Source organism: Pseudacidovorax intermedius (assembly GCF_001476815.1).
In the GTDB taxonomy this organism is placed as follows: Bacteria; Pseudomonadota; Gammaproteobacteria; order Burkholderiales; family Burkholderiaceae_C; genus Xenophilus; species Xenophilus intermedius_A.
Genome location: NZ_LDSL01000145.1, coordinates 1 through 24,230, shown reverse-complemented (window position 1 = coordinate 24,230; position 24,230 = coordinate 1). Strand labels below are relative to the sequence as shown.

Sequence of the window (24,230 nt, the reverse complement as noted above, 5' to 3'; positions counted from 1 at the left end):
CACCCGCGGATCCGGCTCCGCCGGGCCGCCGGGTGCGCCCCCTTGAGGGGGGAGGCGGCTACACGAAGTGAGCAAGCAACGGGGGTGGTCAATGATGCTTGTCGCTGCGCGCAATCTCCAGAAGGCGCTGCACTTCCTCGCCATGCACCTTCAGGTTCCGCTGGTGCCAGCGGCGGATGATTTCCATGAAGCCCGCCACCACGATGCCGAAGGCCGTGATGGCACCGAAGGCCGACAGCCCCAGGCCCGTGCAGGCGCTGTAGAAGGCGCCCAGCAGCAGGATGCAGGCCTGCTCGTTGAAGTTCTGCACCGCGATCGAGCGGCCCGCACCCATCAGGTTGTGGCCGCGGTGCTGCAGCAGCGCATTCATCGGCACCACCAGGAAGCCGCCCAGCCCGCCCAGCGCGATCAGGAACGGGATCGCCACCCACACGTTGGAGATGAAGTTCATCCCGATCACCAGCAGCCCCATGCCGATGCCCAGCGGAATCACCTGCGTCGCCATGTCCAGCCGCATGCGCACCGACGCCACCACCGCACCCACGGCGGTGCCGATGGCCACCACGCCCGTCAGCGCAGAGGCCTGCGGCGTGCTGTAGCCCAGCGCCAGCGAGGCCCAGGCCAGCACGATGTACTTGAGGTTGCCGCCCGCGCCCCAGAAGAGTGTGGTGGTGGCCAGCGAGATCTGGCCCAGCTTGTCGCGCCACAGGCGGGCATTGCACTGCCAGAAGTCGGGCAGCAGCGCGACCAGGTTGCCCGCGAAGCTGCGGTTCGGGTCAGAACGCAGCGGGCGCATGGCCACACCGGTGTGCGGGATGCGCGTGTTGAACCACGCCGCCAGCGCATACACCGCGATCAGCACGGTGATGGCCGCCTCGGGGGGTGTGTCGATGCCGGTGTCGATGAAGGGCAGGTCGATGGCCAGCAGCTTGCTGGACACGGGCCCGCCCACCAGCAGGCCGCCCATCACGATGCCGAGGATGATCGAGGCGATGGTCAGGCCCTCGATCCAGCCGTTGGCCTTCACCAGTTGCGAGGCCGGCAGCAGCTCGGTCAGGATGCCGTACTTGGCCGGCGAATAGGCCGCCGCGCCCAGGCCCACCACGGCATAGGCCGCCAGCGGATGGCTGCCGAACAGCATCATCAGGCAGCCCGCCACCTTGATGGCGTTGCTGATGAACATGACCTTGCCCTTGGGCAGCGCATCGGCGAAGGCACCCACCAGCGGGGCCAGCGCCACATAGAAGATGGCGAAGATGGGCACCAGCGCCGCGCGTTGCCATTCCGGAGAGCCCGCCGTCCGCAGCAGTTCGACCGCGGCCACAAAGAGCGCCTGGTCGGCCAGCGACGAAAAGAACTGGGCCGACATGATGGTGTAGAAGCCGCGCTTCATCGATGGGGCTGGCTGGCCATGTGCAGGCTCGAGGCTGTATACAAAAAATCCCCGGGGTCGGGGGCCCGTGGTTATAGCACGCAGGTGCAATGCCAAAATGACCCATAACCCTCGCCGGGGCGACCCGTCCGCGTCCGACACGGGCGTCATCCCGCATCGAATTCCGGCCGCCCCATGCCCCGCCCGATCCTCTGCACCATCCACCCCGGCGCGCTGCGCCACAACCTCGAGCGGGCCCGCCGCGGCGCGGCCCCGGCCAGCGTCTGGGCGGTGGTCAAGGCCAATGCCTACGGCCACGGCATCGAGCGCGTGTTCGACGCCTTCCGCGCCGCCGACGGCTTCGCGTTGCTGGACCTGGCCGAGGCCGAGCGCGTGCGCGCCCTGGGCTGGCGCGGGCCCATCCTGCTGCTCGAGGGCGTGTTCGATGCGCGCGACCTGGAGCTGTGCTCGCGCCTGGGCCTGTGGCACACGGTGCACTGCGACGAGCAGATCGACTGGCTGGCCGCGCACAAGACGCAGGCGCCGCACCGCGTCTTCCTCAAGATGAACTCGGGCATGAACCGGCTGGGCTTCGCGCCCGTCCGCATGCGTGCCGCATGGACGCGCCTGACGGCCCTGCCGCAGGTGGACGAGGTCTCGCTGATGATGCATTTCAGCGATGCCGACGGCCCGCGCGGCATCGACGCCGCCATGGCCGCCTTCGACGAAGCCACGGCCGACCTGCCCGGCGAGCGCTGCATCGCCAACAGCGCCGCCTTGCTGCGCCACGCGGCGCGCACCCGGGCCGACTGGGTGCGGCCGGGCATCGTGCTCTACGGCAGCGCGCCCGACTTTCCCGAGAACGACGCGGCCCACTGGCAGTTGCAGCCCGGCATGACGCTGGCCACGCGGCTCATCGGCGTGCAGTCGCTGCAGCCGGGCGACACGGTGGGCTACGGCTCCGGCTTCGTGGCCGAGCAGCCGATGCGCATCGGCATCGCGGCCGTGGGCTATGCCGACGGCTATCCGCGCCATGCGCCCACCGGCACGCCGGTGCTGGTCGAGGGCGTGCGCACCCGCGTCGTCGGCCGCGTCAGCATGGACATGGTCACGGTCGACCTGACGCCCGTGCCCGACGCCGGCTTCGGCAGCGAGGTGGTGCTGTGGGGCCGCAGCGCCCTGCACGGCACCCTGCTGCCCATCGACGAGGTGGCCCGCGCCAGCGGCACCGTGGGCTACGAGCTGATGTGTGCCGTGGCGCCGCGCGTGCCCGTCATGGTGGACGCGCTGGAATGACGCGCCGCCTGCCGTTCCCCGGCCTCGCCGCGGCGCCGGTTCCATCGACCGCGGTGGGTGTTTGGCGGGAGGGATCGCCGCGATGAAAGTCCGTTCGACCTGGCGCTCGGTGCGCCTGGAGGAATCCGCGCTGGAGCAGGCCCTGCACCGCCGCCACAGCCTGCGCCTGCACGGCTGGCTCATCGGCAGCCTGGTGCTGCTGCTGATGTGGGCCTTCGCGGCGATGCTGCGCGACATGGCCCATGTCGATTCGCTCGCGCTGCGCTACCTGTTCACGCTCGGGCTCGGCTATGCGACGTACCTGGGCCTGCTGCGCTTGTGGGCACGCCGCCTGTTGCGCGAGGACGCGGACGAAGCGGACGACTGGAGCGACCTGGCCGAGCTCCTGCCCGACCGTCCCGACGAGGCGTCAGCGGGGCGAGACGGCGACGGCGTGCCAGCCCCGCGCGGTGGACGTGCGGACCAGGCAGGCCCGGCCGACCGCGCCGGCGGCGAAGCCTCCGGCCTGCGCGGCCTCGCCTCGGACGCGCTCGATGCCGCCAGTGCGGCCGATGAAGGCGCGGTCGTCGTCGTGCCCGTGGTGGCCATCTTCCTGATCGGCGTCGCGGTCGTGATGGGCGCCGGTTCGCTCGTCTGGCTGTACTTCGGCTCCGAGGCCCTGCTCGCCGTGGCCGTCGAAGTCGCCTTCTCCTATGCCGCCGTGCGCACGACCCGGCGCCTGGCGCGCGAAGGCTGGCTCGGCGCTGCCGTGCGGCTCACCTGGAAGCCGCTGCTTGGTGCATTGCTGTGCGCCGTGCTGCTGGGGGCGCTGGTCGACCGCTTCGTGCCGCAGGCCCGCACGCTGCCCGAGGCGCTGCGGATCATCGCGGCGCGGCGGTAGCCCTCGCGCTCAGTACAGGCCCAACCCCCGCGCCTGCACCCGCGCCAGCCCCAGCAGCGCATCGGTGAAGGGCGTCGGCAGGTCCACGCCCTGCGCCAGTTCGCGCACGGCGCTCACCAGCGCGTCGAGCTCCACCGGCCGGCCGGCTTCCACGTCCTGCAGCATTGAAGTCTTGAAGGCGCCCAGCTTGCGCGTGACCGCATGACGGTCTTCCGGCATCTCGGCGATGGGCACGCCGATGCGCTCGCCCACGGCACGCGCCTCCAGCATCACGGCGGAGATGAAGCCGCGCAGCAGGTCGTCGGCCAGGATGCGGTCGGTGGTCGCCCCGGTCAGCGCGCTGATCGGGTTGACCGTCATGTTGCCCCAGAGCTTGTACCAGACGTCCTTCTGGATCTGCGGCGACACGCGGGCGTCGATGCCGCCGCCTTGCAGCAGGCCGGCGAGCCGCTGGACGCGCTCGGTCGGCGTGCCGGAGGGCTCGCCCAGGATCAGGCCGTTGCCGAAGTGGTGGCGCACCACGCCGGGCGCATCCAGCGAGCAGCTCGCATGCACCACGCCGCCGATCACGTGCCGGCCGGGGATGGCGGCGGCGATGCGGCCCTCGGGGTCCACGGCCGACAGCCTGCGCCCGGCCAGCGGGCCGCCGAAGCCGCCGTCCAGGAACCACCAGGGCACGCCGTTCATGGCCGTCAGCACCACGGTGTCGGGCCCGAGCAGCGGCCCGATGCGCTCGGCCACGCCGGCCAGGGCGGGCGCCTTGACGGCGATGACGACCACGTCCTGCGGCCCGAGCGCGGCCGGGTCGTCCACCGCATGCACGGGCACGCGCTGGGTCGCGCCGCCCTGGCGCACGACCGCCAGGCCGTCCGCCTGCAGGGCGGCGAGCGTGGCGCCGCGCGCCACCACGTTGAGCCGTTCGCCCGCCTGGGCGAAGGCCGTGCCGATCCAGCCGCCGATGGCGCCGGCGCCGTAGATGCAGATCTTCATGGGAGAGTCCGAAAGTCCAAAGCCGCGGAAAGCGCCATGCTAGGCGCTGCGGTGTGCGCGTGCCAGCCGCGCTGCGCCCACGGGGCGCGGCGCCCGGCCCTGCGCGCGCGGCAAAACCGGGGTCAGTCCCGGTAGCCCGGATCGATCCGGTCCACCTGCCGCACCAGCGCGTCGAACACGTCCTGGCCGGCACCCTGCGCGGGATGGAACTGCAGCGCGTCGCGCTTGCACTGCTCGGCGACGGCCTGGGCCACCGGAATCGGCCGGCCCATGCTCATCGTGGCCAGCTGCACCTCGCAGGCGCGCTGCAGCGTCCACAGCGTGACGAAGGCCTGCGGCAGCGTCTGGCCCCAGACCAGCAGGCCGTGGTTGCGCAGGATGACGGCCGGCCTGTCGCCGATGCTGGCCAGCAGGCGCGGGCCTTCGTCGGCATGCACCGTCACGCCCTCGAAGTCGTGGTAGGCCACCCGGCCGTGCAGCTGCGCGGCGTAGAAGTTGGACAGCGACAGCCCGCCCTCCACGCAGGCCACCGCCATGCCGGCGGTCGTGTGGGTGTGCATCACGCAATGGGCGCCGGGCAGGCCGTCGTGGATGGCGGCATGCACGGTGAAGCCGGCCGGGTTGACCGGATGCGACGACCCATCGAGTACCTGCCCCGCCAGGTCGATGCGCACCAGGTTGCTGGCCGTGACCTCGCTGTAGTGCAGGCCGAAGGGATTGATCAGGAACTGCTTGTCGCCGCCGGTCACGCTGTCGGGCAGCCGGACGGTGATGTGGTTGTAGATCATCTCCGTCCAGCCGAGCATGGCTAAGACGCGGTAGCAGGCCGCCAGCTGCACGCGGGCGGCCCGTTCGTCCGGATGCATGCCGCGCAAAGCGGCCGAAGTGGCCGATGCGGCCGATGCGGCCGAGGTGGCCGAAGCGGCTGCCACGGCCGGCACAGCCGCAGCGCCGACGTCCGGCGTGGTGCGCATCAGGCCTCGGCCGTGAAGCCCACTTCCTTCACGATGGGCGCCCACTTGGCCGTGTCCTTCTTGATCAGGTCGGCCAGTTCGGCGGGGCTGGAGGACATGGCTTCCAGGCCGAAGGTGCCCAGGCCGTCGATCACGTCCTTCTGCGCCAGGGCGTTCTTCATGCCGGCATTCAGGCGGGCCACCAGCTCGGGGTTGGCCTTGGGCGGCAGGAAGAAGGCGAACCACTCGCTGTGGGCCATGTTGATGCCCTGTTCCATCAGCGTGGGCACGTCGGGTGCGAAGCGGCTGCGCTTGGCGCCCGACACCGACAGGATGCGCACCTTGCCGGTGGACAGGTGCTGCGTGATGTCGCCGATGGGGCCCGACACGGCCGAGATGTTGCCGCCCAGCAGGTCCAGCATGGCCGGCTGCGTGCCGCGGTAGGCCGCATGCTTGAGCTCGACGCCGGCGCTCTTGCCGATCAGCACGCCCACGAAGTGCGGCGTGGAGCCGGCGGCCGGCGAGCCGAAGTTGGCGCCCGTCGGGTTGGCCTTGGCCCAGGCCAGGAAGTCCGCCACGTTCTTGACGCTGGCCGGCACGGCCGGGCCCACGGCAAAGCCGAAGTCGAACACGCAGCCCAGGCTCACCGGCGTCAGGTCGGCCTGCGGGTCGTACGACAGCTTCTTGTAGATGTGCGGATAGATCGTCAGCATCGACGTGGGCGTCTGCAGCATCGTCGTGCCGTCGGCCGGGCGCGCCTTGATGTAGTTGATGGCGATCTGGCCGCCGGCACCGGTGCGGTTGTCCACCACCACGGCCTTGGCGTAGTCGGGCTGCAGCTTCTGCGCCACGCGGCGGCAGATGGTGTCGGAGGTGCCGCCGGCGGCGAAGCCGGTGACGATGGTGGCGTTCTCCAGGGCGCCCTGGGCGAAGGCCTGCTGGCCGATGCCGGCGAGCAGCGCCGAGGCGCCCGTGGTCTGCAGCAGGTGGCGGCGGGTGATCTGCATGGGAGGTGTCTCCAGAAGAAAAAAAGGGGCGCGACGCGCCCGATGATGGGCGCGATTGTTCCAGCAGCAGGCACCGCTGCGTCTTCTGGTTTACGCGAGCACCGGGCAACCGTCATCCCGTTCCCGGCCGGACGCGGCCGGCTCAATACACTCCCTCGATGGCCAAGGACAAGACCCAGTACGTGTGCAGCGAATGCGGAGGCACCAGCCCCAAGTGGCTGGGCAAATGCCCCTCGTGCGGCGCCTGGAACACGCTGGTCGAGCAGGCGCCGGCAGCGGCCGGCGGCCCGGCGCAGAACCGCTTCGGCAACACCTTCGCCGCGCTGGGCGGCGCCTCCGAGCTGGCGGTGCTGGCCGAGATCGAGGCCACCGACGTGGCCCGCACGCCCACCGGGCTGGAGGAACTGGACCGGGTGCTCGGCGGCGGCATCGTGCCCGGCGGCGTGACGCTGATCGGCGGCGACCCGGGCATCGGCAAATCGACCCTGCTGCTGCAGGCGGCCGACGCGCTGCAGAACGCCGGCCAGATCGCGCTGTACGTGACCGGCGAGGAAAGCGGCGCCCAGGTCGCGCTGCGCGCACACCGGCTGGGGCTGGAGCGCTCGCAGGTGCAGCTGATGGCCGAGATCCAGCTCGAAAAGATCCTCGCCACGCTCGACGCCCACCGGCCGGCCATCGCCATCATTGATTCGATCCAGACCGTGTATTCGGACCAGCTCACCTCCGCCCCCGGCTCGGTGGCGCAGGTGCGCGAATGTGCGGCCCACCTCACGCGCTTCGCCAAGGCCAGCGGCACGGCGGTGGTGCTGGTGGGCCACGTGACCAAGGAAGGCGCCCTGGCCGGCCCGCGCGTGCTGGAGCACATGGTCGACACGGTGCTGTATTTCGAGGGCGACACGCATTCCAGCTTCCGCCTGGTGCGCGCCATCAAGAACCGCTTCGGCGCCGTCAACGAGATCGGCGTCTTCGCCATGACCGAGCGCGGCCTGCGTGGCGTGGCCAACCCCAGCGCCATCTTCCTGAGCCAGCATGCGCAGCCGGTGCCCGGCAGCGTCGTGCTGGTCACGCTGGAGGGCACGCGGCCCATGCTCGTGGAGATACAGGCGCTGGTGGACGACGGCGGCCCCAGCCCGCGCCGCCTGTCGGTGGGCCTGGAGCGCGACCGCCTGGCCATGCTGCTGGCCGTGCTGCATCGCCACGCGGGCGTGGCCAGCATGGACCAGGACGTGTTCGTCAACGCCGTGGGCGGCGTGCGCATCACCGAGCCGGCGGCCGACCTGGCGGTGATGCTGGCCATCAGCTCCAGCCTTCGGGGCAAGGCGCTGCCCAAGGGCTTCGTGGCCTTCGGCGAGGTCGGCCTGGCGGGCGAGGTGCGGCCGGCGCCGCGCGGGCAGGAGCGCCTGCGCGAGGCGGCCAAGCTCGGCTTCTCGGTCGCGCTGGTGCCCAAGGCCAATGCGCCGAAGAAGCCCATCGAGGGCCTGACGATCCACGCCGTGGACCGGGTGGACGAGGCGATGGCGGTGGTGCGACAGCTCGACTGAGCGTCAGACCGGCGCCGGCGGGACGCCGCGCGCCTCGATGGCCTCGCCGGCCTCCAGGCAGACGTCTTCCCGGAAGCGCCCCGCCACCAGCTGCACGCCCACCGGCGCCGGGCCGCATTCGCCCTCGGCCATGCCGGTGCTGACCACCAGCCCCGGCAGGCCGACGAAGGGCAGGGCGATCTGCGTCATCTGCGCCGCCCACACGCGGGCATAGGCCTCGGGGCCCTGCAGGTCCAGGTCGGCCGGAAAGGGCAGCTCGGCCGACACCGGCAGCAGCACCAGCGGATAGCGCTCCTGCAGGTAGCGCTGCCACTGCCGCGCCAGCGTGGCGCGGCGCACCAGCACGGCCGAGAGCATCTCGCCGTCCATGCGGCCCGCCAGGTCGGCCTGGCCGTGCAGGGCGGCGAGGGCGGCCGGGTCGCCCTCGCGCTCGGCGTTGCGCAGCTGGGCGGCGTAGCCGTCGCCCATCCACAGCCGCACCTGGTCGGCGCAGGCCGCCTGCAGCGGCGGCAGGGCGTCGACCTCGTCCACCACCCAGCCGGCGTCGCGCAGCCGGTCGGCGGCATCGCGCAGGGCGGCCTCGACCGGCGCGGTCGTGGCCAGGCCGTCGGGGCGCACGCACAGCGCGGCGATGCGCGGCACGGCCGGACCGATGAGCGGCGCGGGCACGGCCCAGGGGTCGCGGGCGTCCCAGCGGGCCATGGCGGCCAGGGCGAGGCGCAGGTCCTGCACCTGCCGGGCGATGGGGCCGGAGACGGCGGTGATCTGGCCGCCGACGGTGCGCTCGGGGCTGGAGGCATTCCAGGCCGGCACCCGGCCGACGGTGGGCCGCAGGCCGTGCACGCCGCAGGCATAGGCCGGGTAGCGGATCGAGCCGGCGATGTCCGTGCCATGGCCGATGGCGCCGATGCCCGCCGCCACGGCTGCCGCCGCGCCGCCGGAGGAGCCGCCGGGCGTGAGCGCCGCATTGCGCGGATTGCGGGTGGTGCCGTGCAGCTGGTTGCCGGTGAACCAGCGGTAGCTGAAGGCGGGCGTGTTGGTGCGGCCGACGATCACCGCGCCGGCGGCCAGCAGGCTGTCGGCGACCGGGCTGTTGTGGTCGGCGATCAGGTCCTGCTGCAGCCGCACGCCGTTGGTGGTGGCGAAGCCGGCCTGGTCCACGTTGACCTTGAGCGTGACGGGCACGCCGGCCAGCGGCCCGGCGGGTTCGCCGCGGGCGAGTGCGGCATCTACCTCGGCGGCGCGGCGCAGCGCTTCTTCGGGCCGGTGGTCGACCACGGCGTTGATGGCCGGGTTGGCCGCCTCAAGGCGGTCGAGCGCGGCCTGCGTCGCCTCGGTGGCGCTGATGCGGCGGCTGGCGACCAGCGCAGCGGTCTGCGCGGCGCCGAGGCGCCAGAGTTCGGTGGGGAGGGAGTCGGAGGGTGCGGCGGAGGGCATACGCCGGTGTAGCGGCAAGTGCGGGCGGCTGTCCACTCCTGTGCAACAGCCGCCGCGCCGTCCAGAACAAGCTGTGGCGGCCAAGCCGCGTCGCAGCGACCGGCGGGCAGGCGTGCCGCGATGGCGGCGGATCGCCTCAGCGCGAGGGCGCCTGCGCGTTGCAGTAGTCGAAGAAGGCGTCCAGGTCGTTGGACTTGTCGAACACCCGGTCCGCGCCCGCCTCGCTGCAGCGGCGGCGCATGTCGGTGGTGGCGTAATTCGTCAGCACCACCATCGACTGGCGGGCACCGCCGGAGCGGCCACGGCGCAGGACGCCGAGGCCCGAGCCCTGCCGGAGGAACAGGTCCACGATGGCCAGGTCCCAGCCGCCCGGGTGCGCCTGCATCCAGCGGACGGCCTCGTCCTCGCCCTCGGCCAGCCCGACGATTTCGGCGTCGGTCAGGTCTTCGAGCGTGGGGATGAGGCTGTCCCGGATGGTCGGGTTGTCTTCGACGATGAAAATGCGGAGAGCGGCCATGACGTGGCGCGTGCAGGGAATGGGCAGCTTAACGACCGGGGGCGGGGCGCCGTGGGCGTGCGGGGCCCCCCTTGGTGTCGGACATTGCCGACAGGCGGGTTGCCGTCAGCGCGGCGCCACCTGCTTGGTCACCTCGGCCTGGGCGGCCTCCAGGGCCTCGAGCACCTCGGCCGAGCGGCTGATCTGGTCTTCGACCTGGCCCGACTGGTCGAGCGCCTGCGCCACCTCGCCCACCTGGGTGGTGGCGGGCAGGGCTTCTTCCAGCACGGTGTTGACCACCGCGAGGTTGTCCGCCGCCTGGCGGATCTCCGCAGCCACGGCCTTGGCCTGGTCGAGTGTGCGCTCCAGCGCCTCGACCGCCTCCGCGGCCTTGTCCTGCTTGTTCTGGCTCATTCAACGCTCCTGCGCCAGCCAGCGATGGCCCCTGGCGCCTGTGTGACGACCGGCGATGGTAGCGCCCGGCGGCCGCCGCTGCCGGCCAAGCCACTGTTGCACCCATGGTCCGGGCTGTCGCGCCGGCGGGCCTTCCACAATCGGCCGGGTGGCCCCATCTTCGGAGTTCGGGCCTGCCGGGCCTTCGCACCCTAGAAAAGAGCACTCCATGAACGACACCCCCGCCTCCGCCGTCCTGGGCGTCCACCCGCTGGGCTTTCCCTGGCCGACCGTCGACCCCTTCCTGTTCTGCGCGTACCACGACGACGGCTATCCGCGCGGCGACGGTCGCATGGCGCCGGCCGCTTCGCTGGCCGGCCGCGAGATCGGCGCCGACTTCAGCCGCAAGGACGGCTGGAGCATGTACCACGGCGAGTCGGTACCGGGCTTTCCGGCCCATCCGCACCGCGGCTTCGAGACCGTGACGCTGGTGCGCCGCGGCCTGATCGACCATGCCGACTCGCTGGGCGCCGCGGCCCGCTTCGGCGGCGGCGACGTGCAGTGGGTGACGGCCGGCCGCGGCCTCGTGCACTCGGAGATGTTTCCGCTGCTGCGCGAGGACGCGGGCAATCCGCTGGAGCTGTTCCAGATCTGGCTGAACCTGCCGGCGGCGCGCAAGATGGTCGATCCGCACTTCACCATGCTCTGGTCCGGCCAGGTGCCGCACTGGCGCGCCGAAGGCGTGGACGTGACCGTCGTGGCCGGCCGGCTGGAGGGCGCCGATGCCCCGCCGTCGCCGCCGCCGGATTCGTGGGCTGCGCAGGCCGATGCCGACGTGGCCATCTGGACCCTTCGCCTGGAACCCGGCGCGCGCTGGACGCTGCCGGCCGCGGCGGGCGCGGGCACGCAGCGGGTGCTGTACTTCTTCAAGGGCGCGTCCGCCACGGTGGGCGGTCAGGCGGTGCAGGGGCCGGCGGCCATCGAACTGCGGGCCGACGCCGCGGTGGCGCTGGCGGCGGGCGACGAGGTCTGCGAATTCCTGCTGCTGCAGGGCCGGCCCATCGCCGAACCGGTGGCGCAGTACGGCCCCTTCGTCATGAACTCGCAGGCCGAGATCGCGCAGGCGATGCAGGACTACCGCCGCACCCAGTTCGGCGGCTGGCCCTGGCCGGACGCGGCGCCGGTGCATGGCGCGGCGCCGGCGCGCTTCGCACGCTACCCGGACGGGCGGCGCGAAGAGGCGGTGGACGCGGCGGGCTGAGGCCGGAGCCTCAGCGGCGAGCGGCGGTGCCCGCGATGGCGCGGGCCAGCCGCCACATCAGCCACAGGAAGCCCAGCGGCAGCAGCACCGTCTGCACCACGAACAGGGCGATCAGCCGCACCATCGTGCGCGTCCATTCGCCGGCCGCCTGCAGGATGGCCTCGTAGCCGGCGCGCAGGTCGGTGGCGCGCTCGGACCAGCGCCTGAGGCGCTCCAGCAGCCCGTCGTCCTTCGGCTCGGCGTGCGGTGCGCGGCCGGCGACCTGCTCGGGCGAGGCCTCGATCACCGCCAGGGCCGACTGGTATTCGCCCGCCATCACGGCGCGGTAGACGCCCTCGTTGGCCAGGCCCACCGCCGGCACCGCGAAGCGCACCAGCAGCAGGCCGGCGAACACGGGCGACAGCCAGCGCAGGGTGCGGGACGACGCCACTGCAGCGCCGGTGGCCGGCGGCGCGTCGGCGCGGGCTGCGGTGCCCTCCGCAGCGCCCGGCGCGCCGGCGGTCCGCCAGCGCAGCACCAGCCAGGCCAGCAGCACCGCCGTGAGCGCCACCGACACCGCCCCATGCCCGCCGATGCCCAGCATCAGCAGCTGGATGCCGAACGCCACGCTGGCCGCCAGCATGACGGCGGCGAAGCGGTCCACCAGCTCGTTGAGCGGCTTGAGCGCCTGGCCGGGTGCCAGGCTCAGGCCGACGCCGGCCGGCTTGACGTCCAGCTGCGTGCCCTGTGCCACCGACAGCACCGCGCCCAGCGCCCGCGCCGCCGCGAAGGCGGTGAGCGAACGCTGCAGGCCGGCGCGCAACTGCTCGCGCGCCAGCGGCTCCAGCGGCAGCAGCCAGCAGCCGGCCAGCACCGCGGCGGCGACGAGCAGCAGCAGGGCGCGCTTCAGGGCCGTGCCCAGGCCCGACCGCGGCGGCGCGCCCGGGCGCCCGCTCATATCGACTTGAGCGCCTCGGCGCCGGGCGCGGTCATGCTGGGAGTGAACTCGACGATGTCGATGCGGGCCAGCTTGTGCTGCGCGAAGGGGTCTTCGGCCAGCACGGCCTCGAGGGCGGCGCGGTCGCCCGAGCGGGCCAGGATCACGCCGCCCACGCGCGGCACCTGCCGGCCGGAGGCGACGAACAGGCTGCTCTCGTAATGGCGGCGCAGCCAGGCCACGTGGGCCTCCATGTGGGCGTCGATCTCTTCGACGGGGCGGATGTAGGTGAGGGTGACGATGAACATGCGCCCGAGGGTAGCCCGTGGCCCCGGCCGCTGTCTCGGAAGGCCTCGGCGGGCGCGGAGGATTGAAGCGCCGCGGTGCCTGTCCCTGGACGGTGCCGCTAGCGGCTGCGGCCGTCGCTTCCGCCTCAGCCTTGCCCCGTCGCCACCGTCCAGACCAGCCACACGTTGGCCACGGCGATCACCGCGAACAGTCCCCAGGCCGTGCCCTTCATCGCCCAGCCGCTGGCGAACTCGCCCATCAGCCGGCGGTCGCTGGTGAAGCGCACCAGCGGCCAGATGGCGAAGGGCAGCTGGAAGCTCAGCACCACCTGGCTGAGCACCAGCATCTTGCCCACGCCGCCGTCGCCGAACCACCACACGCCGACGAAGGCCGGCACCAGCGCCAGCGCGCGGGTGATCAGGCGCCGCTGCCAGCAGGGAATCTTCAGGTCCAGAAAGCCTTCCATGACGATCTGGCCGGCGATGGTGCCGGTGAAGGTCGAGCTCTGGCCCGAGGCCAGCAGCGCGATGCCGAAGAGCAGCGCGGCCAGGCTGCCCACCAGCGGCTCGATCAGGTGGTAGGCCTCTTCGATCTCGGTCACCGGCGCGCGGCCGCCGCCGTGGAAGGCGCTGGCCGCCAGGATCAGGATGGCCGCGTTGACGAACAGCGCCAGCGTGAGCGAGAGCACGGCGTCCACCGTGCCCAGGCGCACCGCCTCGCGCGTGGCCGCCGGCGTGCGCGCCACCAGCCGTGTCTGCACGATGGAGGAATGCAGGTACAGGTTGTGCGGCATCACCGTCGCGCCCACGATGCCGATGGCCAGGTACAGCGCGCCGGGCTGCTGCAGCCGCTCCAGGCTGGGCACGAAGCCGATGGCCACGCCGAACCAGTTGGGCTGCGACATGGCCAGCTCCACCGCGAAGCAGCCGGCGATGGTCAGCACCAGGCCGAGCACGATGGCCTCCACCCGGCGGAAGCCCGCGCCCTGCAGGCCCAGCACCAGCAGCGTGTCGAAGGCGGTGATGGCGATGCCCACCGGAATGGACACGCCCAGCAGCAGGTGCAGCGCCAGCGCACTGCCCAGCACTTCGGCCAGGTCGCAGGCCACGATGGCCAGCTCGGCGCCCAGCCACAGGAAGCGGTTGACGCGCGGGCCGTAGTGGCGGCGGCAGGCCTGCGCCAGGTCCAGCCGCGCGGCCAGGCCCAGCCGCACGCACAGCGTCTGCAGCAGCATCGCGGCCAGGCTGGCCAGCAGCACCACGAAGAGCAGGCCATAGCCGAAGCGCGAGCCGGCCTCGATGTCGGTGGCCCAGTTGCCCGGGTCCATGTAGCCCACGGAGACGAGGAGGCCGGGGCCGGCGAACTTCAGCAGCCTGCGGTGGAAGGGCTGGCCGGGGTCGACGGTGACGCTGCCCTTGACCTCGGAGGGGCAGAAGGGCGCGGTGGCGGTGCGGGGCAGGCGGTACATGGCGGGCGGGATGATAGGCAGGCACGCCCTCGATGAACCGCCGCCCGGCCTCGCCGGCGAGCGCTGGCGTCAGGCTTGGGCCGCCGCGCCCTTGCCGTTGGTGCGGAAGATGTTGAGGTCCAAGTACTGTGAAACGAGCAGCTCGAAGGTCGGAATGTCCACCACCTGGCAGCGCCCGGCGCCGTACTGCTTGGCCACCTCGACCACGAACTGGGCCGCTTCCGCGATGTCGATGGCATGGTTCGCGCTTGTGGCGCTGCCTGGAATGACGGACTGGGATGTGACAGCGACACCAACGACCGGCGAGGTCGTGGCCGCGTGGGGGGAAACAATGCTGTTGAAGCGAGGGAACTGCTTGAGGTCGTACGGGATGATGTCCTGGATCGCGATGGGCAGCGTGACGGCCACACGTCCGGTGCAGTACTCCATGATGCTCACCAGGTCGTCGCTGACCGCGAGAACGTAGCCCTGCATGATGGTCGGTGTGATGGCGATGCCCTTCTGTTTCACGATGCGGTTGCCTTTGGAAGCATCGATCGAGAGGATGACGTCCATCTCCGGCAGAACCTCGTGCCGGTTCATCGTGACCATCGACACCGGTGCGCCCATGAAGGGCACCGGCGTGTGCGGCTGCGTGGGCGCGTCGGTGGAGATATGGGTCGTGACGATCACGTCGCCCGGGAGCGGGTCTCCATTGACGGCCATCGTGGCGATCTTGAGCGCCGCGGCCAGGGCGGCGATGGGCCCGTCTGCGTCGGAGACCATGCCGATCTCCGACAGTTCCGGATGCGCCTCATTGCGCCGCGCGCCGATGGCGCCGCAGCGGCCGATGATGCCCGTGGTCGGCGCCTGGCCGCCACGCGTGCGGCCGCTGGTTCCCGGGATGCGGATGGTGACGAAGTCGGTGGTCTTGTCGGATTCGGCCGGCGGCTCGTCCGGCACCGTCTCCACATCGACCGTGACGTCTTCAAAGCCGTCGAAGACGGCCTTGACGTCCGTGCCGCGGACGCGGGCGCTGTCGAGCAATTCGTAGAACTTCAGAGTTTGAACCAGGGCCATGGTGATCCGTTAGGAAGTTGAAGATGTCGCCTCGGGGCTGCGGAGCCTTGAGCAGAGCACGCGCGTCGCGCGCAGCAGGGGACGAAGCGCGTCGCAGCGTAGGCCGCTGGCAACGGCCGATCAAACGGTTGCAAACGGTGGAACCAGAGGCGAGCGAGGGAGGACAAGGCGAAGTGCGCAATCCACGCAGTTCCATTTTTTGGCATCGGCTGACACCGGCGCGGCACGGCCGGATAGTTGCCTCCTCATGAACGGTTTCGCCCCCGCGTCCATGCTGCAGTCGCGCTGACATGGCCATCCTTCACTCCGCTGCGGCTGTGCTCGCCGTCTTCGTCCACCAGGGGCGGCCCATGGGTGTGAACGACATCGCCCTCGCGCTGAAGATGCCGAAGAGCTCTGTATCGCGCCTTCTCAGACAGATGGCCGACGCGGGGCTGCTGATGAGGGACGCCGAGTCCCTCGCCTATTCGCCGGCCGACATGATGGTGGCGCTGGGCCGATTCGTCCTGGAACACCAGCCAGTGATCCGCCGCATCGAGTCCGAATTGAGCGAGGCCGTGGCGCTCAACGGACACACGGGTTTCATCAGCGTGCTCGACAGCACCCTGCATCAGGTGGTCGTGCTCCGCGTTCTTCACGGCACGCAGATGCTGCGCATCGTCACCCAGGCCGGCAAGCGCAACAGTGCCGTATCGACGTCCACCGGCCGGGCTTTGCTGGCGCGGCTGTCCGACGACAGGGTGGCCGCCGCGTTCGGGGAAACCTTGGGCATGGATGCTTCCCCGCAGAGCCGGGGGTTGCCCTGGCTTCTGAGATCACTGGCCGGTGTGCGCAGGACGGGTTGCGCCGTCGCACTCGATGAAGCCTTCGCGCATGTGGGAAGCGTGAGTTGTGCCGTGGGCGAACCCTCCAGCGGCCAGAGCTGGGCTTTCTGCCTGAGCTTTCCTTCGGTTCTCGCGCAGGAAAAGAGCTTCGTCGAGGACCTGTCGCGCCAGTTGGTGCGAAGCGCTCGTCGTCTCGGGCGTTCCATCGACGATCCGCACTGGCAGTGAGCCGCCGGTCCCTCGATTTTTGTTTATCGGTCCGTTCACCTGGGGAGTAAAGCCGTGTCTTCCGTACCTCGTCGCTCCGGCCTTTTTGGCGCCGGCAACCTCATGTTCATGCTGCTGCTCAGCGTATTGGGCGCCATCATCGGCATCCAGCTGCTGACGACGTTGGGCGTCACGCCCAACACGTCGTTGATCGGCGCCCTCGTCGCGATGGTGGCTGCACGCATTCCGCTGCGATGGTTCAGCACCTACCGCTCGGTGCACGTGCAGAACATGGCGCAGACCGTCATTTCGTCGGCCACCTTCGGCGCGGCCAACAGCCTGTTGCTGCCGATCGCCGTGCCCTTTGCATTCGGCCGTGCCGACCTGGTGCTGCCGATGCTGGTGGGCGTGAGCCTGGCGATGCTTCTCGACGGCTGGCTGCTCTACCGCATGTTCGACTCGCGGGTCTTTCCTGCGTCGGGTGCGTGGCCGCCCGGCGTCGCAGCCGCCGAGGCCATCAAGGCGGGCGATCAAGGTGGCCGGCAGGCGCGCTTGTTGGCCTTGGGCCTGGGCGTCGGCGTTGCGGGCGCCTGGCTGAGCGTGCCCATGTCCGCGTTCGGTACCGCCTTCATCGGCAACGTCTGGGCACTGAGCATGTTCGGGCTGGGCCTTCTGACAAGAGGCTATAGCCAGGCCCTCGTGGGCATCGATATCGGCAAACAGTATCTGCCTCACGGACTGATGATCGGTGCCGGCCTGGTGGCGCTGATACAGGTGGCCGGCCAGTTGCGCCACCGAAAGGTGTCCGGCGATGCGCCCGCAAACGCCGAGCCGCGGTTGGACGCCACGCAGATGCACCGCGTGCTGCGCCAGGGGGCCGTCGCCTACGTTCTGATCGCGGCCTTTCTCGCCCTTGTCTGCGGACTCTATGCAGACATGTCGCTGCTCGCGCTGGTCGGCTTCGTGATGTACGCGGCCTTCGCCGCCTATGTGCACGAGCTGATCGTCGGCGTGGCCGCGATGCACTCCGGATGGTTTCCTGCATTCGCCGTCGCCCTCATCACGCTTCTGATCGGCATGCTGCTGGGTTTTCCGCCCGTGGCCCTGGTCGTGCTGTGCGGCTTCTCCGCCGCCACGGGACCGGCTTTCGCCGACATGGGATATGACCTCAAGGCCGGCTTCATCCTGCGTGGCAACGGACAGGACCCGGCCTTCGAGCTCGAAGGCCGGCGCCATCAGCTGATGGGCGGCATGCTGGCTTTTGTCGTCGCCATCCCGGTCGTTTACTTCAGCCATCCCATGTTCTTCTCGCAGAACCTGTTACCGCCGGTCGCGCGCGTCTATGCGACGACCATCCAGGCCGGCATCGCCAGCGGTGTCGGCCTGAAGCTGGCGATGTGGGCCGTGCCGGGCGCACTGATCCAGTGGGCCGGTGGCCCCCGGCGCCAACTGGGCGTGATGCTGGCCACGGGGTTGCTGATCACCCATCCGATGGCCGGCTGGGCCGTGGCCGTGGGCCTGGTGCTGAGGCTGGTGGCGCAACGTTGGGGTGGCGAGACGGTGCGCAGCCGCCTGGAGGTGTTCGCCGGGGGCGTCATCGCGGGCGACGCGCTGTTCAGCTTCTGCAACTCGGCCGCGAAGTCGTACACGAAATCCAGATGACTGAACCCCGAGCGTTAGACGGCCGGCGGGAAGCTCCTTCGGCCAACCTCCTGCTGCTCAGCAATTCGGTGGGCGCCGATGGCTATCTCGCCCACGCGCTCGACGCCATCCGGACCTGGTGGGCGCTTGGCGAGGCGCCAGGCGAAGCGGTGTTCGTGCCCTTCGCGGGCGTCGTGCGTGACTGGGATGCCTACGCCGAACTCGTCGCCGGCGCACTCGAGCGGCTCGGCATCCCTCTGCGGCCGCTCCATCGAGCGGCCGACATGCAGGCGCTGCTGGCTGGGGCGACCCATGTGGTCGTCGGTGGAGGCAACACCTTCCATCTCCTGTACGAGCTGCGCCGGCGCGGGCTTCTGGCGCCGCTGGCGGATCGCGTCAGGCAGTGGCATTGCAGCTACCTGGGCTGGAGCGCGGGTGCCAATCTGGCCTGCCCCACGATTCGCACGACGAACGACATGCCAGTGGTGGACCCCGGTGGATTCGATGCGCTCGCCGCCGTGCCCTTTCAGATCAATCCGCACTTCACGCAGGTTCATCCGTCGGGGCATCGGGGTGAGACACGGCTGCAGCGTCTGCAGGAGTTCTGCGCGCTCAATCCAGACGTGCCGGTTTGGGCTCTGCCCGAGGGCACGGGGCTTCACGTCGGTGCGCAGGGAATGCGTGTTCTGGGCGGGCCTGTCTTCCTTCTCGCAGGTGATGGTGATCTGCGCCAGGTGCCGGAAGGGCCCGTAGCGGCAACTGTCGCTGCGCGGCGCTGAAGGGCGCTGCGGCGTGACGCCGCCAGCGTGCCGGCCCGGGGTTCAGAAGTTGCCCGGCAGCGGCATGTGCTCACGCATCCACGCCGTGAAGGCCCGCAGCCGCGGCGGGTACTGCCGGGCGTAGGGATGCATCAGGTAGATGGGCAGCGGATCGCCCACCCACTGCGGTGCCAGGCGCACCAGCCGGCCGGCGGCCAGGTCCGGCGCCACGGCCCAGGCCGACACCAGCGCGATGCCCGCCCCGCCCAGCACGGCGCGGCGGGTGGCATAGAGGCTGTCGGTGGCCAGCCGCGGGCGGATGGGGAAGGTCTCGCGTGCGCCGTCGGCCTCGCGCGTCAGCGTCACTTCGTCGCGGTAGAAGGTCTGCAGCGCCAGCCAGGGCAGGTCGGCCAGCGCCTGCGGCGTGGCCGGCGGCGGCCCGTTGCCCCACAGGCCGGGCGGCGCCACGACCACGCGCTGGATCTCGGTCAGGCGCTGCGCCACCACCGACGGGTCGCTCACCGCGCCGACGCGGATCGCGCAGTCGATGCCCTCGGCGATGAAGTCGGGCTGGCGGTCGTGCAGCAGCCATTCGATGCTGACCTGCGGATGCGCGTCCAGAAAGCCCAGCAGCGGCGCCATCAGCTGGTCCTGCCCGAAGGCATGCGGCACCAGCACGCGCAGGTGGCCGCGCGGCAGGTCGCGCGCGCCGCGGGCCTCGGCCTCGAAGCTGTCCCAGCGCTCCAGCAGGTCGCGGGCATGGGCCAGGCAGCGCTCGCCGTCCTCGGTCAGCGCCATGGCGTGGGTTGAGCGGTGCAGCAGCCGCAGGCCCAGCGATCGCTCCAGCGCCTGGAGCCGGCGGCTGACGGTGGGCTGGGTGCTGCCCATCTGCTGGGCGGCGGCGGACAGGCTGCCGGCCTCGACGATGCGCAGGAAGGTCTGCAGCAGTTCCAGGCGGTCGGCGGCAACGGCAGGGTCTTTCATGCGTTGAGCGTATATCCAATCTGCATTGCCGGCCTCTACAGCGGGCAATCATTCGTTGGAAGAATGCAGCCTGTTGCACTGCAGCATCGCGGCCTGGAGGGGCCGGCGCTGCGGCCGTCTTCGTGATCAGGAGCTTCGCCATGTCTTCCCTTCCCCTGTCCGCCACCGCGCCCACGGCGCCCGCCGAGGCGGGCCTGTCGCGCCCGCTGGTGCTCATGCTCGCGGCCGGCGCCGGCCTGGGCGCCGCCGCCCTGTACTACGCCCAGCCGCTGCTCGGCATCCTGGGCGCCGATCTGCGCGCCAGCCCGGCACAGACCGGGCTGGTGCCCACGCTCACCCAGCTGGGCTATGCGGCCGGCATCCTGCTGCTGATTCCGCTGGGCGACCGCTACGACCGGCGGATCATCATCCTGGCCAAGGCCGTGCTGCTGATGCTGGCGCTGCTGGCCTGTGCCCTGGCGCCGGGCCTGGGCGCGCTGATGGTGGCCAGCCTGGCCATCGGCCTCACCGCCACGCTGGCGCAGGACATCGTCCCGGCCGCCGCGGCCCTGGCCCCCGAGGCGCACCGGGGCCGCACCGTCGGCACCGTCATGACCGGGCTGCTGCTGGGCATCCTGCTGTCGCGGGTGGCCAGCGGGCTGGTGGGCGAGCAATGGGGCTGGCGCGCCGTGTTCGTGGCGGCGGCGGCGTCCATCGCGCTCATCGGCATCGCCCTGTGGCGCGGCCTGCCGCGCTTTGTGCCCACCACGCAGCTGGGCTACGGCCAGCTGATGGGCTCGCTGGTGCAGCTATGGCGTCGGCACGAGCCGCTGCGCCGCGCGGCGCTGGCGCAGGGCCTGCTGTCCATCGGCTTCAGCGCCTTCTGGTCCACGCTGGCGGTGATGCTGCACGAGCGCTTCCAGATGGGCAGCGCCGCCGCCGGCGCCTTCGGCCTGGCCGGTGCCGCGGGCGCCCTGGCCGCCCCGCTGGCCGGCCGCCTGGCCGACCGCCGCGGTCCCAACCGCGTGACGCAGCTGGGCGCCGGCCTGGCGCTGGCGTCGTTCGCCCTGCTGTTGCTGCAGGACCTGCTGCCGCCCGCCGCCCAGATCGGCCTGCTGGTGGTGGCCGCCATCGGCTTCGACTTCGGCGTGCAGGCCACGCTGGTGGCGCACCAGACGCTGGTCTACAGCCTGGACCCGGGTGCCCGCAGCCGGCTGAACGCGCTGCTGTTCACCGGCATGTTCATCGGCATGGCCGCCGGCGCCGCCCTGGGCAGCCAGGTGCTGGCGCACGTGGGCTGGTGGGGCGTGGTGCTGCTGGCGATGGCGAGTGCGGGGGGGACGCTGGTGGTGCGGATGCGGGCTGGCCGACGCTGATTCCTTGCACTCAGCGCCGCGGAAAGGGCCGGCTCAGGAAAGGCGACGCTGCCTCGCCGAAGCGCCAGGGCACGTCGGCCGCGCGCGTGATGCCGATGCGCGGGCCGGTCTGGATCTGGACCTGCTCCGTTCCCGCGCGGGGCCGCAATTCGAAGGGCGGCTGGTCCAGCGGCCGGCCGTTCAGGCGGGGGTCGATGGCCAGCGCCTGGCCGAGCCGGCCGGGGCCGGCGGCCAGCAGTCGCACGTCCTGCAGCCCGCGCCGCTCGCGCATGCGGGCCAGACCATGGGTGGGCGCCAGCGCGCGGATCAGCACCCCGGCGCCGTGGCCTTCCGGCCCGCACACGACGTTCAGGCACCAGTGGATGCCATAGGACCGGTAGACGTAGGCCCGCCCCGGCGGCCCGAACATGGCGGCGTTGCGCAGCGTAGGGCCGCGGTGGCTGTGCGAGGCGGGATCGTCGCGGTCGTAGGCCTCCGTCTCCACGATGCGGCCGCCCACGCCGTCCACCAGCAGCTCGACCCCGATCAGGGCCGCGGCCACCTCGTGGGCCGGCGCGAAAAAGTCGATGGCGAGATGGGGCAGGACGGGCGTGGGCGGGGCCATGGGGAGCGGGTCAGCAGCGCGCAGCAGGAAGCAACCATCGTGGCCATCAGCCCGGATCGTCCGCGCCGGACGGCGCCTCGGCCTCCTGCCAGGGCGGCAACTGTTCGCGCAGGAAGTCGTAGAGGCAGCTCGCCGCCTTGGGCAGCGCACGGTCGGCCTTGTCCAGCCACATTTCCGACGCGGGCAGCGGCGGGAAGCCGTCCGCCCCATCCAGCACGCGCAGCGGCGGCGCGGCCTGCACCGTGGCGGCCTGGAACACGCCGACGGCCGCGCCGGCGCGCACGCTGGCCTTGAGCACCTCGATGCTCAGGCTTTCCTGCACCACCACCCAGCGGCGGCCGGCGGCCGTGAGCGCGGCCTCGGCCCATTTGCGCAGCAGCGAGCCGGGCGGCAGCACGGCCAGCGGCACCGGGTCGCGCGCGGGCGCATCGCCATCGCGCGCGGCGGCCCAGACCACCGCCTCGCGCCGCAGCAGCACGCCGCGGCCCGAGCCGCCGGGGAAGGCGTTGATGATCAGGTCGTAGGCGCGGCCCAGCTTGCGCTGCATGTCGTCGGCCACGCCCACCTCCATCTCGATGTGGATGCCGGGATGCCGCCGCGAGAACTCGGCCAGCAGCCCGGGCAGCACGCTGGTGGCGTAGTAGTGCGTGGCACCCATGCGCACGGTGCCGCTGACCGGCTCGGGGCGCAGCCGCTCCAGCGCCTCCTGGTTGAGCGCGAGCAGGCGGCGGGCATAGTCCAGCAGCACGCCGCCGGCCGCCGTGAGCCGGATGTGCCGCTTGGGGCCTGCGAACAGCGCCGTGCCGACCGCGTCCTCCAGCCTCGAGACCTGCTGGCTGACGGCGGCCTGCGTCCGGTGCAGGTGGTGCGCCGCATGGGTGTGGCCGTTGCAGTCGACGACGGCGACGAAGGCGCGCAGGAGTTCGGGGTCCAGCAGGCGGCCGAGCGGCGGGCCGGCCGCGGCCGGCGATGACCGGGGCATGCCTCGCGGCGCAGCACCGCGGGGGGCGGTCGAAGGCGTGGGGTCTTCCATGGCGGTCGGGCCGCGGCGTCCCCGGGGCCCCGGCGACCATCACGAACCCTTATGCAGAGCTTCTGAAAACGTTGTTTGTACCTGATCCGGCCGCTCATTAGCATGGGTCCGAACCATCACGCGGACAATGAATAAACCGGCTTTCTTATTCGGCTTTCTGTTTTTTCTGGGAACCGGCACGGCAGCCAATGCGCAGAATTCCGGCGACGCCGAAAAATTCGCGTCCAACGTCGAATTCTGCGCCTACATGGTGTCGCCGCCCGGCAGCGAAAGCCGCGAATTCCTTTCCAGGTACGAATCGGGACTCGCCGCGGCGCTGGCGGCCCAGCGCCGCCGTGCCGCAACAGCGAGCGACACGCAGCTCATCTTCGAGTTGCGCTCGCGCTGCGCGGCCACCCTGGCCGACCCGGCGGCCATGCATTCATTCGAGAAATCCTGACGAGGAGCGAGACATGTACAAGGAAGCCGAAGAAATGCCAGCAGGCGAGGCGCGATCCACCGTCACCCTTTTGTCGGACAGCCTGGGCGCCATCATCGACGGCATTCGCATCAGAAAGGGAATGCCGGCGTCCGACATCGAATTCATCCACGCCATGCTGCTCAAGCACCGGGTGGTTTTCTTCCGGAACCAGCACGGGCTGAGCGACGCGACGCAATTGGGATTTGCCAGCCAATTCGGCCAGATGGTCGGGCATCCCACGGTCGGCAATTCCGATTCCCAGATCCTGGAGTTGCATTCGCACCAGGGCGGCCGTGCCAATTCCTGGCACACCGATGTCACCTTCGAGCAGGCCCCGCCCAAGCTGTCGGTGCTGCGGGCCGTCACCCTGCCCGAGGTGGGCGGCGACACGGTGTGGGCCAACACGGTGGCGGCCTACCAGCACCTGCCGATCGAACTGCAGCTGCTGGCGGACCGGCTCTGGGCGGTGCACGGCAACGACTTCGACTATGCGGCCAGCCGGGTGGAGTTGCTGCATGACGACACGGCGCGGAAGTACCGGCGCCAGTATGCGGCACAGGTTATCAAGCACGAGCATCCCGTCGTCCGCGTCCATCCGGAAACGGGGGAGCGCAGCCTGCTGCTGGGCCATTACGCCCAACGCTTCGTCGGCTTCAACACCCACGACTCGGACCGGCTCTACGAGGTCTTCCAGGCGCACGTGACCCGCCTGGAGAACACCATCCGCTGGCGCTGGGCGCCCGGCGACGTGGCCATGTGGGACAACCGGAGCACCCAGCATTACGCCATCAACGACTATGGCGACCGCATGCGCGTGATGCGCCGCGCCACCGTGGTCGGCGAGGTGCCCGTGTCGGTCCACGGCCAGCGCAGCCGCGCGCACTCGGCGTAGGCGCGCGGGGCCGGGTCGGCCGCGCGCCGGCGTGCGGGCGCATGGCGGGCAGTCGCCCGGCGATACCGCGCGAGCGCCCACCAGCACAGAATCGGCCATGCCGACGACCCCCGCC

At 71.2% G+C, this 24,230-nt stretch carries 24 protein-coding genes; 10 read left to right on the top strand and 14 right to left on the bottom strand.

Features of this window, described 5'->3' with window-relative positions; genetic code table 11:
- Nucleotides 1-88: 88 nt before the first annotated feature.
- Entirely contained in the window at nucleotides 89-1,393 is a 1,305-nt protein-coding gene (gene lplT, locus NS331_RS20920) for a lysophospholipid transporter LplT (RefSeq protein WP_058643882.1), read from the bottom strand.
- Between the two features lie 174 nt (nucleotides 1,394-1,567).
- Between lplT and alr the strand changes: the two genes are divergently transcribed.
- Both alr and NS331_RS20910 read left to right on the top strand, forming a co-directional pair.
- Nucleotides 1,568-2,668: an alanine racemase gene (gene alr, locus NS331_RS20915; RefSeq protein ID WP_058643881.1), complete on the top strand. Its 1,101-nt coding sequence runs from the start codon at nucleotides 1,568-1,570 to the stop codon at nucleotides 2,666-2,668.
- A gap of 82 nt (nucleotides 2,669-2,750) precedes the next feature.
- Nucleotides 2,751-3,548 (top strand): hypothetical protein, encoded by a 798-nt coding sequence (locus NS331_RS20910; RefSeq protein ID WP_058643880.1) that lies wholly within the window; start codon nucleotides 2,751-2,753, stop codon nucleotides 3,546-3,548.
- Between the two features lie 9 nt (nucleotides 3,549-3,557).
- On the opposite strand, the gene NS331_RS20905 is transcribed toward NS331_RS20910, so the two are convergent.
- From NS331_RS20905 to NS331_RS20895, 3 genes are all read right to left on the bottom strand, one after another.
- A complete protein-coding gene (locus tag NS331_RS20905) occupies nucleotides 3,558-4,538 on the bottom strand; it encodes a 2-dehydropantoate 2-reductase (protein WP_058643879.1) in 981 nt (326 codons plus the stop codon).
- Nucleotides 4,539-4,660: 122 nt separating this feature from the next.
- Entirely contained in the window at nucleotides 4,661-5,512 is an 852-nt protein-coding gene (locus tag NS331_RS20900; protein WP_082702661.1) for a class II aldolase/adducin family protein, read from the bottom strand.
- Complete coding sequence (locus tag NS331_RS20895; RefSeq protein WP_058643878.1) at nucleotides 5,512-6,498, bottom strand: Bug family tripartite tricarboxylate transporter substrate binding protein; 987 nt, start codon at nucleotides 6,496-6,498, stop codon at nucleotides 5,512-5,514. Before NS331_RS20895 ends, NS331_RS20900 begins: the two co-directional genes overlap by 1 nt.
- A gap of 158 nt (nucleotides 6,499-6,656) precedes the next feature.
- On the opposite strand from NS331_RS20895, the gene radA reads away from it, so the two are divergent.
- Nucleotides 6,657-8,039, top strand: a complete 1,383-nt coding sequence (radA, locus tag NS331_RS20890; protein WP_058643877.1) for a DNA repair protein RadA — start codon at nucleotides 6,657-6,659, stop codon at nucleotides 8,037-8,039.
- Nucleotides 8,040-8,042: 3 nt separating this feature from the next.
- On the opposite strand, the gene NS331_RS20885 is transcribed toward radA, so the two are convergent.
- The 3 genes from NS331_RS20885 to NS331_RS20875 form a co-directional block, all read right to left on the bottom strand.
- Nucleotides 8,043-9,476 (bottom strand): amidase family protein, encoded by a 1,434-nt coding sequence (locus NS331_RS20885; RefSeq protein ID WP_058643876.1) that lies wholly within the window; start codon nucleotides 9,474-9,476, stop codon nucleotides 8,043-8,045.
- A 136-nt stretch (nucleotides 9,477-9,612) separates the two neighbouring features.
- Nucleotides 9,613-9,993, bottom strand: coding sequence for a response regulator (locus tag NS331_RS20880; RefSeq protein WP_058643875.1), 381 nt, complete (start codon nucleotides 9,991-9,993; stop codon nucleotides 9,613-9,615).
- 105 nt (nucleotides 9,994-10,098) lie between these two features.
- Nucleotides 10,099-10,386, bottom strand: coding sequence for a hypothetical protein (locus tag NS331_RS20875; protein WP_058643874.1), 288 nt, complete (start codon nucleotides 10,384-10,386; stop codon nucleotides 10,099-10,101).
- Between the two features lie 208 nt (nucleotides 10,387-10,594).
- Here NS331_RS20875 and NS331_RS20870 point away from each other — a divergent pair, with 208 nt between their 5' ends.
- The gene (locus NS331_RS20870; RefSeq protein ID WP_058643873.1) at nucleotides 10,595-11,626 is read left to right on the top strand and encodes a pirin family protein; all 1,032 of its coding nucleotides are present in this window, start codon (nucleotides 10,595-10,597) and stop codon (nucleotides 11,624-11,626) included.
- A 10-nt stretch (nucleotides 11,627-11,636) separates the two neighbouring features.
- Here NS331_RS20870 and NS331_RS20865 read toward each other — a convergent pair whose 3' ends face one another.
- The 4 genes from NS331_RS20865 to NS331_RS20850 form a co-directional block, all read right to left on the bottom strand.
- Entirely contained in the window at nucleotides 11,637-12,563 is a 927-nt protein-coding gene (locus NS331_RS20865; RefSeq protein ID WP_058643872.1) for a hypothetical protein, read from the bottom strand.
- Nucleotides 12,560-12,850, bottom strand: coding sequence for a YciI family protein (locus NS331_RS20860; protein ID WP_058643871.1), 291 nt, complete (start codon nucleotides 12,848-12,850; stop codon nucleotides 12,560-12,562). The genes NS331_RS20865 and NS331_RS20860 overlap by 4 nt, the downstream gene beginning before the upstream one ends.
- A 125-nt stretch (nucleotides 12,851-12,975) precedes the next feature.
- Nucleotides 12,976-14,298 carry an Nramp family divalent metal transporter gene (locus NS331_RS20855; RefSeq protein WP_058643870.1) on the bottom strand — a complete coding sequence of 441 codons (1,323 nt, stop codon included), beginning with the start codon at nucleotides 14,296-14,298 and terminating at the stop codon, nucleotides 12,976-12,978.
- A gap of 69 nt (nucleotides 14,299-14,367) precedes the next feature.
- A complete protein-coding gene (locus NS331_RS20850; protein ID WP_058643869.1) occupies nucleotides 14,368-15,357 on the bottom strand; it encodes a DUF1177 domain-containing protein in 990 nt (329 codons plus the stop codon).
- A gap of 290 nt (nucleotides 15,358-15,647) precedes the next feature.
- Here NS331_RS20850 and NS331_RS20845 point away from each other — a divergent pair, with 290 nt between their 5' ends.
- From NS331_RS20845 to pepE, 3 genes are all read left to right on the top strand, one after another.
- Nucleotides 15,648-16,409: an IclR family transcriptional regulator gene (locus tag NS331_RS20845; protein ID WP_058643868.1), complete on the top strand. Its 762-nt coding sequence runs from the start codon at nucleotides 15,648-15,650 to the stop codon at nucleotides 16,407-16,409.
- Nucleotides 16,410-16,511: 102 nt separating this feature from the next.
- On the top strand, nucleotides 16,512-18,050 hold the full coding sequence (locus NS331_RS20840) for an OPT/YSL family transporter (RefSeq protein ID WP_058643867.1): 1,539 nt from the start codon (nucleotides 16,512-16,514) through the stop codon (nucleotides 18,048-18,050).
- Complete coding sequence (gene pepE / locus NS331_RS20835; protein WP_058643866.1) at nucleotides 18,047-18,808, top strand: dipeptidase PepE; 762 nt, start codon at nucleotides 18,047-18,049, stop codon at nucleotides 18,806-18,808. Before NS331_RS20840 ends, pepE begins: the two co-directional genes overlap by 4 nt.
- 42 nt (nucleotides 18,809-18,850) lie before the next feature.
- Here the strand turns inward: pepE and NS331_RS20830 are convergent, their stop codons facing one another.
- Nucleotides 18,851-19,771, bottom strand: coding sequence for a LysR family transcriptional regulator (locus NS331_RS20830; protein WP_058643865.1), 921 nt, complete (start codon nucleotides 19,769-19,771; stop codon nucleotides 18,851-18,853).
- Nucleotides 19,772-19,911: 140 nt separating this feature from the next.
- Between NS331_RS20830 and NS331_RS20825 the strand changes: the two genes are divergently transcribed.
- Nucleotides 19,912-21,126 (top strand): MFS transporter, encoded by a 1,215-nt coding sequence (locus NS331_RS20825; protein WP_058643864.1) that lies wholly within the window; start codon nucleotides 19,912-19,914, stop codon nucleotides 21,124-21,126.
- 10 nt (nucleotides 21,127-21,136) lie between these two features.
- On the opposite strand, the gene NS331_RS20820 is transcribed toward NS331_RS20825, so the two are convergent.
- Nucleotides 21,137-21,730, bottom strand: a complete 594-nt coding sequence (locus NS331_RS20820) for a DNA-3-methyladenine glycosylase (RefSeq protein ID WP_058643863.1) — start codon at nucleotides 21,728-21,730, stop codon at nucleotides 21,137-21,139.
- A 46-nt stretch (nucleotides 21,731-21,776) separates the two neighbouring features.
- A complete protein-coding gene (locus NS331_RS20815; protein WP_153012959.1) occupies nucleotides 21,777-22,712 on the bottom strand; it encodes a LysR substrate-binding domain-containing protein in 936 nt (311 codons plus the stop codon).
- A gap of 178 nt (nucleotides 22,713-22,890) precedes the next feature.
- Here NS331_RS20815 and NS331_RS20810 point away from each other — a divergent pair, with 178 nt between their 5' ends.
- Nucleotides 22,891-23,202 carry a hypothetical protein gene (locus NS331_RS20810; RefSeq protein ID WP_058643862.1) on the top strand — a complete coding sequence of 104 codons (312 nt, stop codon included), beginning with the start codon at nucleotides 22,891-22,893 and terminating at the stop codon, nucleotides 23,200-23,202.
- Nucleotides 23,203-23,215: 13 nt separating this feature from the next.
- Nucleotides 23,216-24,115: a TauD/TfdA dioxygenase family protein gene (locus tag NS331_RS20805; RefSeq protein WP_082702660.1), complete on the top strand. Its 900-nt coding sequence runs from the start codon at nucleotides 23,216-23,218 to the stop codon at nucleotides 24,113-24,115.
- The last annotated feature ends 115 nt before the right edge of the window (nucleotides 24,116-24,230 follow it).

What these genes read in the sequence shown, in the direction of transcription:
- NS331_RS20825 (WP_058643864.1), top strand. Translation starts at nt 19,912, where the DNA reads ATGTCTTCCCTTCCCCTGTCCGCCACCGCGCCCACGGCGCCCGCCGAG.
- alr (WP_058643881.1), top strand. Translation starts at nt 1,568, where the DNA reads ATGCCCCGCCCGATCCTCTGCACCATCCACCCCGGCGCGCTGCGCCAC.
- lplT (WP_058643882.1), bottom strand. Translation starts at nt 1,393, where the DNA reads ATGAAGCGCGGCTTCTACACCATCATGTCGGCCCAGTTCTTTTCGTCG.
- NS331_RS20880 (WP_058643875.1), bottom strand. Translation starts at nt 9,993, where the DNA reads ATGGCCGCTCTCCGCATTTTCATCGTCGAAGACAACCCGACCATCCGG.
- NS331_RS20830 (WP_058643865.1), bottom strand. Translation starts at nt 19,771, where the DNA reads ATGAAAGACCCTGCCGTTGCCGCCGACCGCCTGGAACTGCTGCAGACC.
- NS331_RS20895 (WP_058643878.1), bottom strand. Translation starts at nt 6,498, where the DNA reads ATGCAGATCACCCGCCGCCACCTGCTGCAGACCACGGGCGCCTCGGCG.
- NS331_RS20840 (WP_058643867.1), top strand. Translation starts at nt 16,512, where the DNA reads ATGTTCATGCTGCTGCTCAGCGTATTGGGCGCCATCATCGGCATCCAG.
- NS331_RS20820 (WP_058643863.1), bottom strand. Translation starts at nt 21,730, where the DNA reads ATGGCCCCGCCCACGCCCGTCCTGCCCCATCTCGCCATCGACTTTTTC.
- radA (WP_058643877.1), top strand. Translation starts at nt 6,657, where the DNA reads ATGGCCAAGGACAAGACCCAGTACGTGTGCAGCGAATGCGGAGGCACC.
- NS331_RS20875 (WP_058643874.1), bottom strand. Translation starts at nt 10,386, where the DNA reads ATGAGCCAGAACAAGCAGGACAAGGCCGCGGAGGCGGTCGAGGCGCTG.
- NS331_RS20855 (WP_058643870.1), bottom strand. Translation starts at nt 14,298, where the DNA reads ATGTACCGCCTGCCCCGCACCGCCACCGCGCCCTTCTGCCCCTCCGAG.
- NS331_RS20900 (WP_082702661.1), bottom strand. Translation starts at nt 5,512, where the DNA reads ATGCGCACCACGCCGGACGTCGGCGCTGCGGCTGTGCCGGCCGTGGCA.
- NS331_RS20845 (WP_058643868.1), top strand. Translation starts at nt 15,648, where the DNA reads ATGGCCATCCTTCACTCCGCTGCGGCTGTGCTCGCCGTCTTCGTCCAC.
- NS331_RS20860 (WP_058643871.1), bottom strand. Translation starts at nt 12,850, where the DNA reads ATGTTCATCGTCACCCTCACCTACATCCGCCCCGTCGAAGAGATCGAC.
- NS331_RS20910 (WP_058643880.1), top strand. Translation starts at nt 2,751, where the DNA reads ATGAAAGTCCGTTCGACCTGGCGCTCGGTGCGCCTGGAGGAATCCGCG.
- NS331_RS20885 (WP_058643876.1), bottom strand. Translation starts at nt 9,476, where the DNA reads ATGCCCTCCGCCGCACCCTCCGACTCCCTCCCCACCGAACTCTGGCGC.
- NS331_RS20805 (WP_082702660.1), top strand. Translation starts at nt 23,216, where the DNA reads ATGTACAAGGAAGCCGAAGAAATGCCAGCAGGCGAGGCGCGATCCACC.
- NS331_RS20815 (WP_153012959.1), bottom strand. Translation starts at nt 22,712, where the DNA reads ATGCCCCGGTCATCGCCGGCCGCGGCCGGCCCGCCGCTCGGCCGCCTG.
- NS331_RS20870 (WP_058643873.1), top strand. Translation starts at nt 10,595, where the DNA reads ATGAACGACACCCCCGCCTCCGCCGTCCTGGGCGTCCACCCGCTGGGC.
- NS331_RS20850 (WP_058643869.1), bottom strand. Translation starts at nt 15,357, where the DNA reads ATGGCCCTGGTTCAAACTCTGAAGTTCTACGAATTGCTCGACAGCGCC.
- NS331_RS20810 (WP_058643862.1), top strand. Translation starts at nt 22,891, where the DNA reads ATGAATAAACCGGCTTTCTTATTCGGCTTTCTGTTTTTTCTGGGAACC.
- NS331_RS20865 (WP_058643872.1), bottom strand. Translation starts at nt 12,563, where the DNA reads ATGAGCGGGCGCCCGGGCGCGCCGCCGCGGTCGGGCCTGGGCACGGCC.
- pepE (WP_058643866.1), top strand. Translation starts at nt 18,047, where the DNA reads ATGACTGAACCCCGAGCGTTAGACGGCCGGCGGGAAGCTCCTTCGGCC.
- NS331_RS20905 (WP_058643879.1), bottom strand. Translation starts at nt 4,538, where the DNA reads ATGAAGATCTGCATCTACGGCGCCGGCGCCATCGGCGGCTGGATCGGC.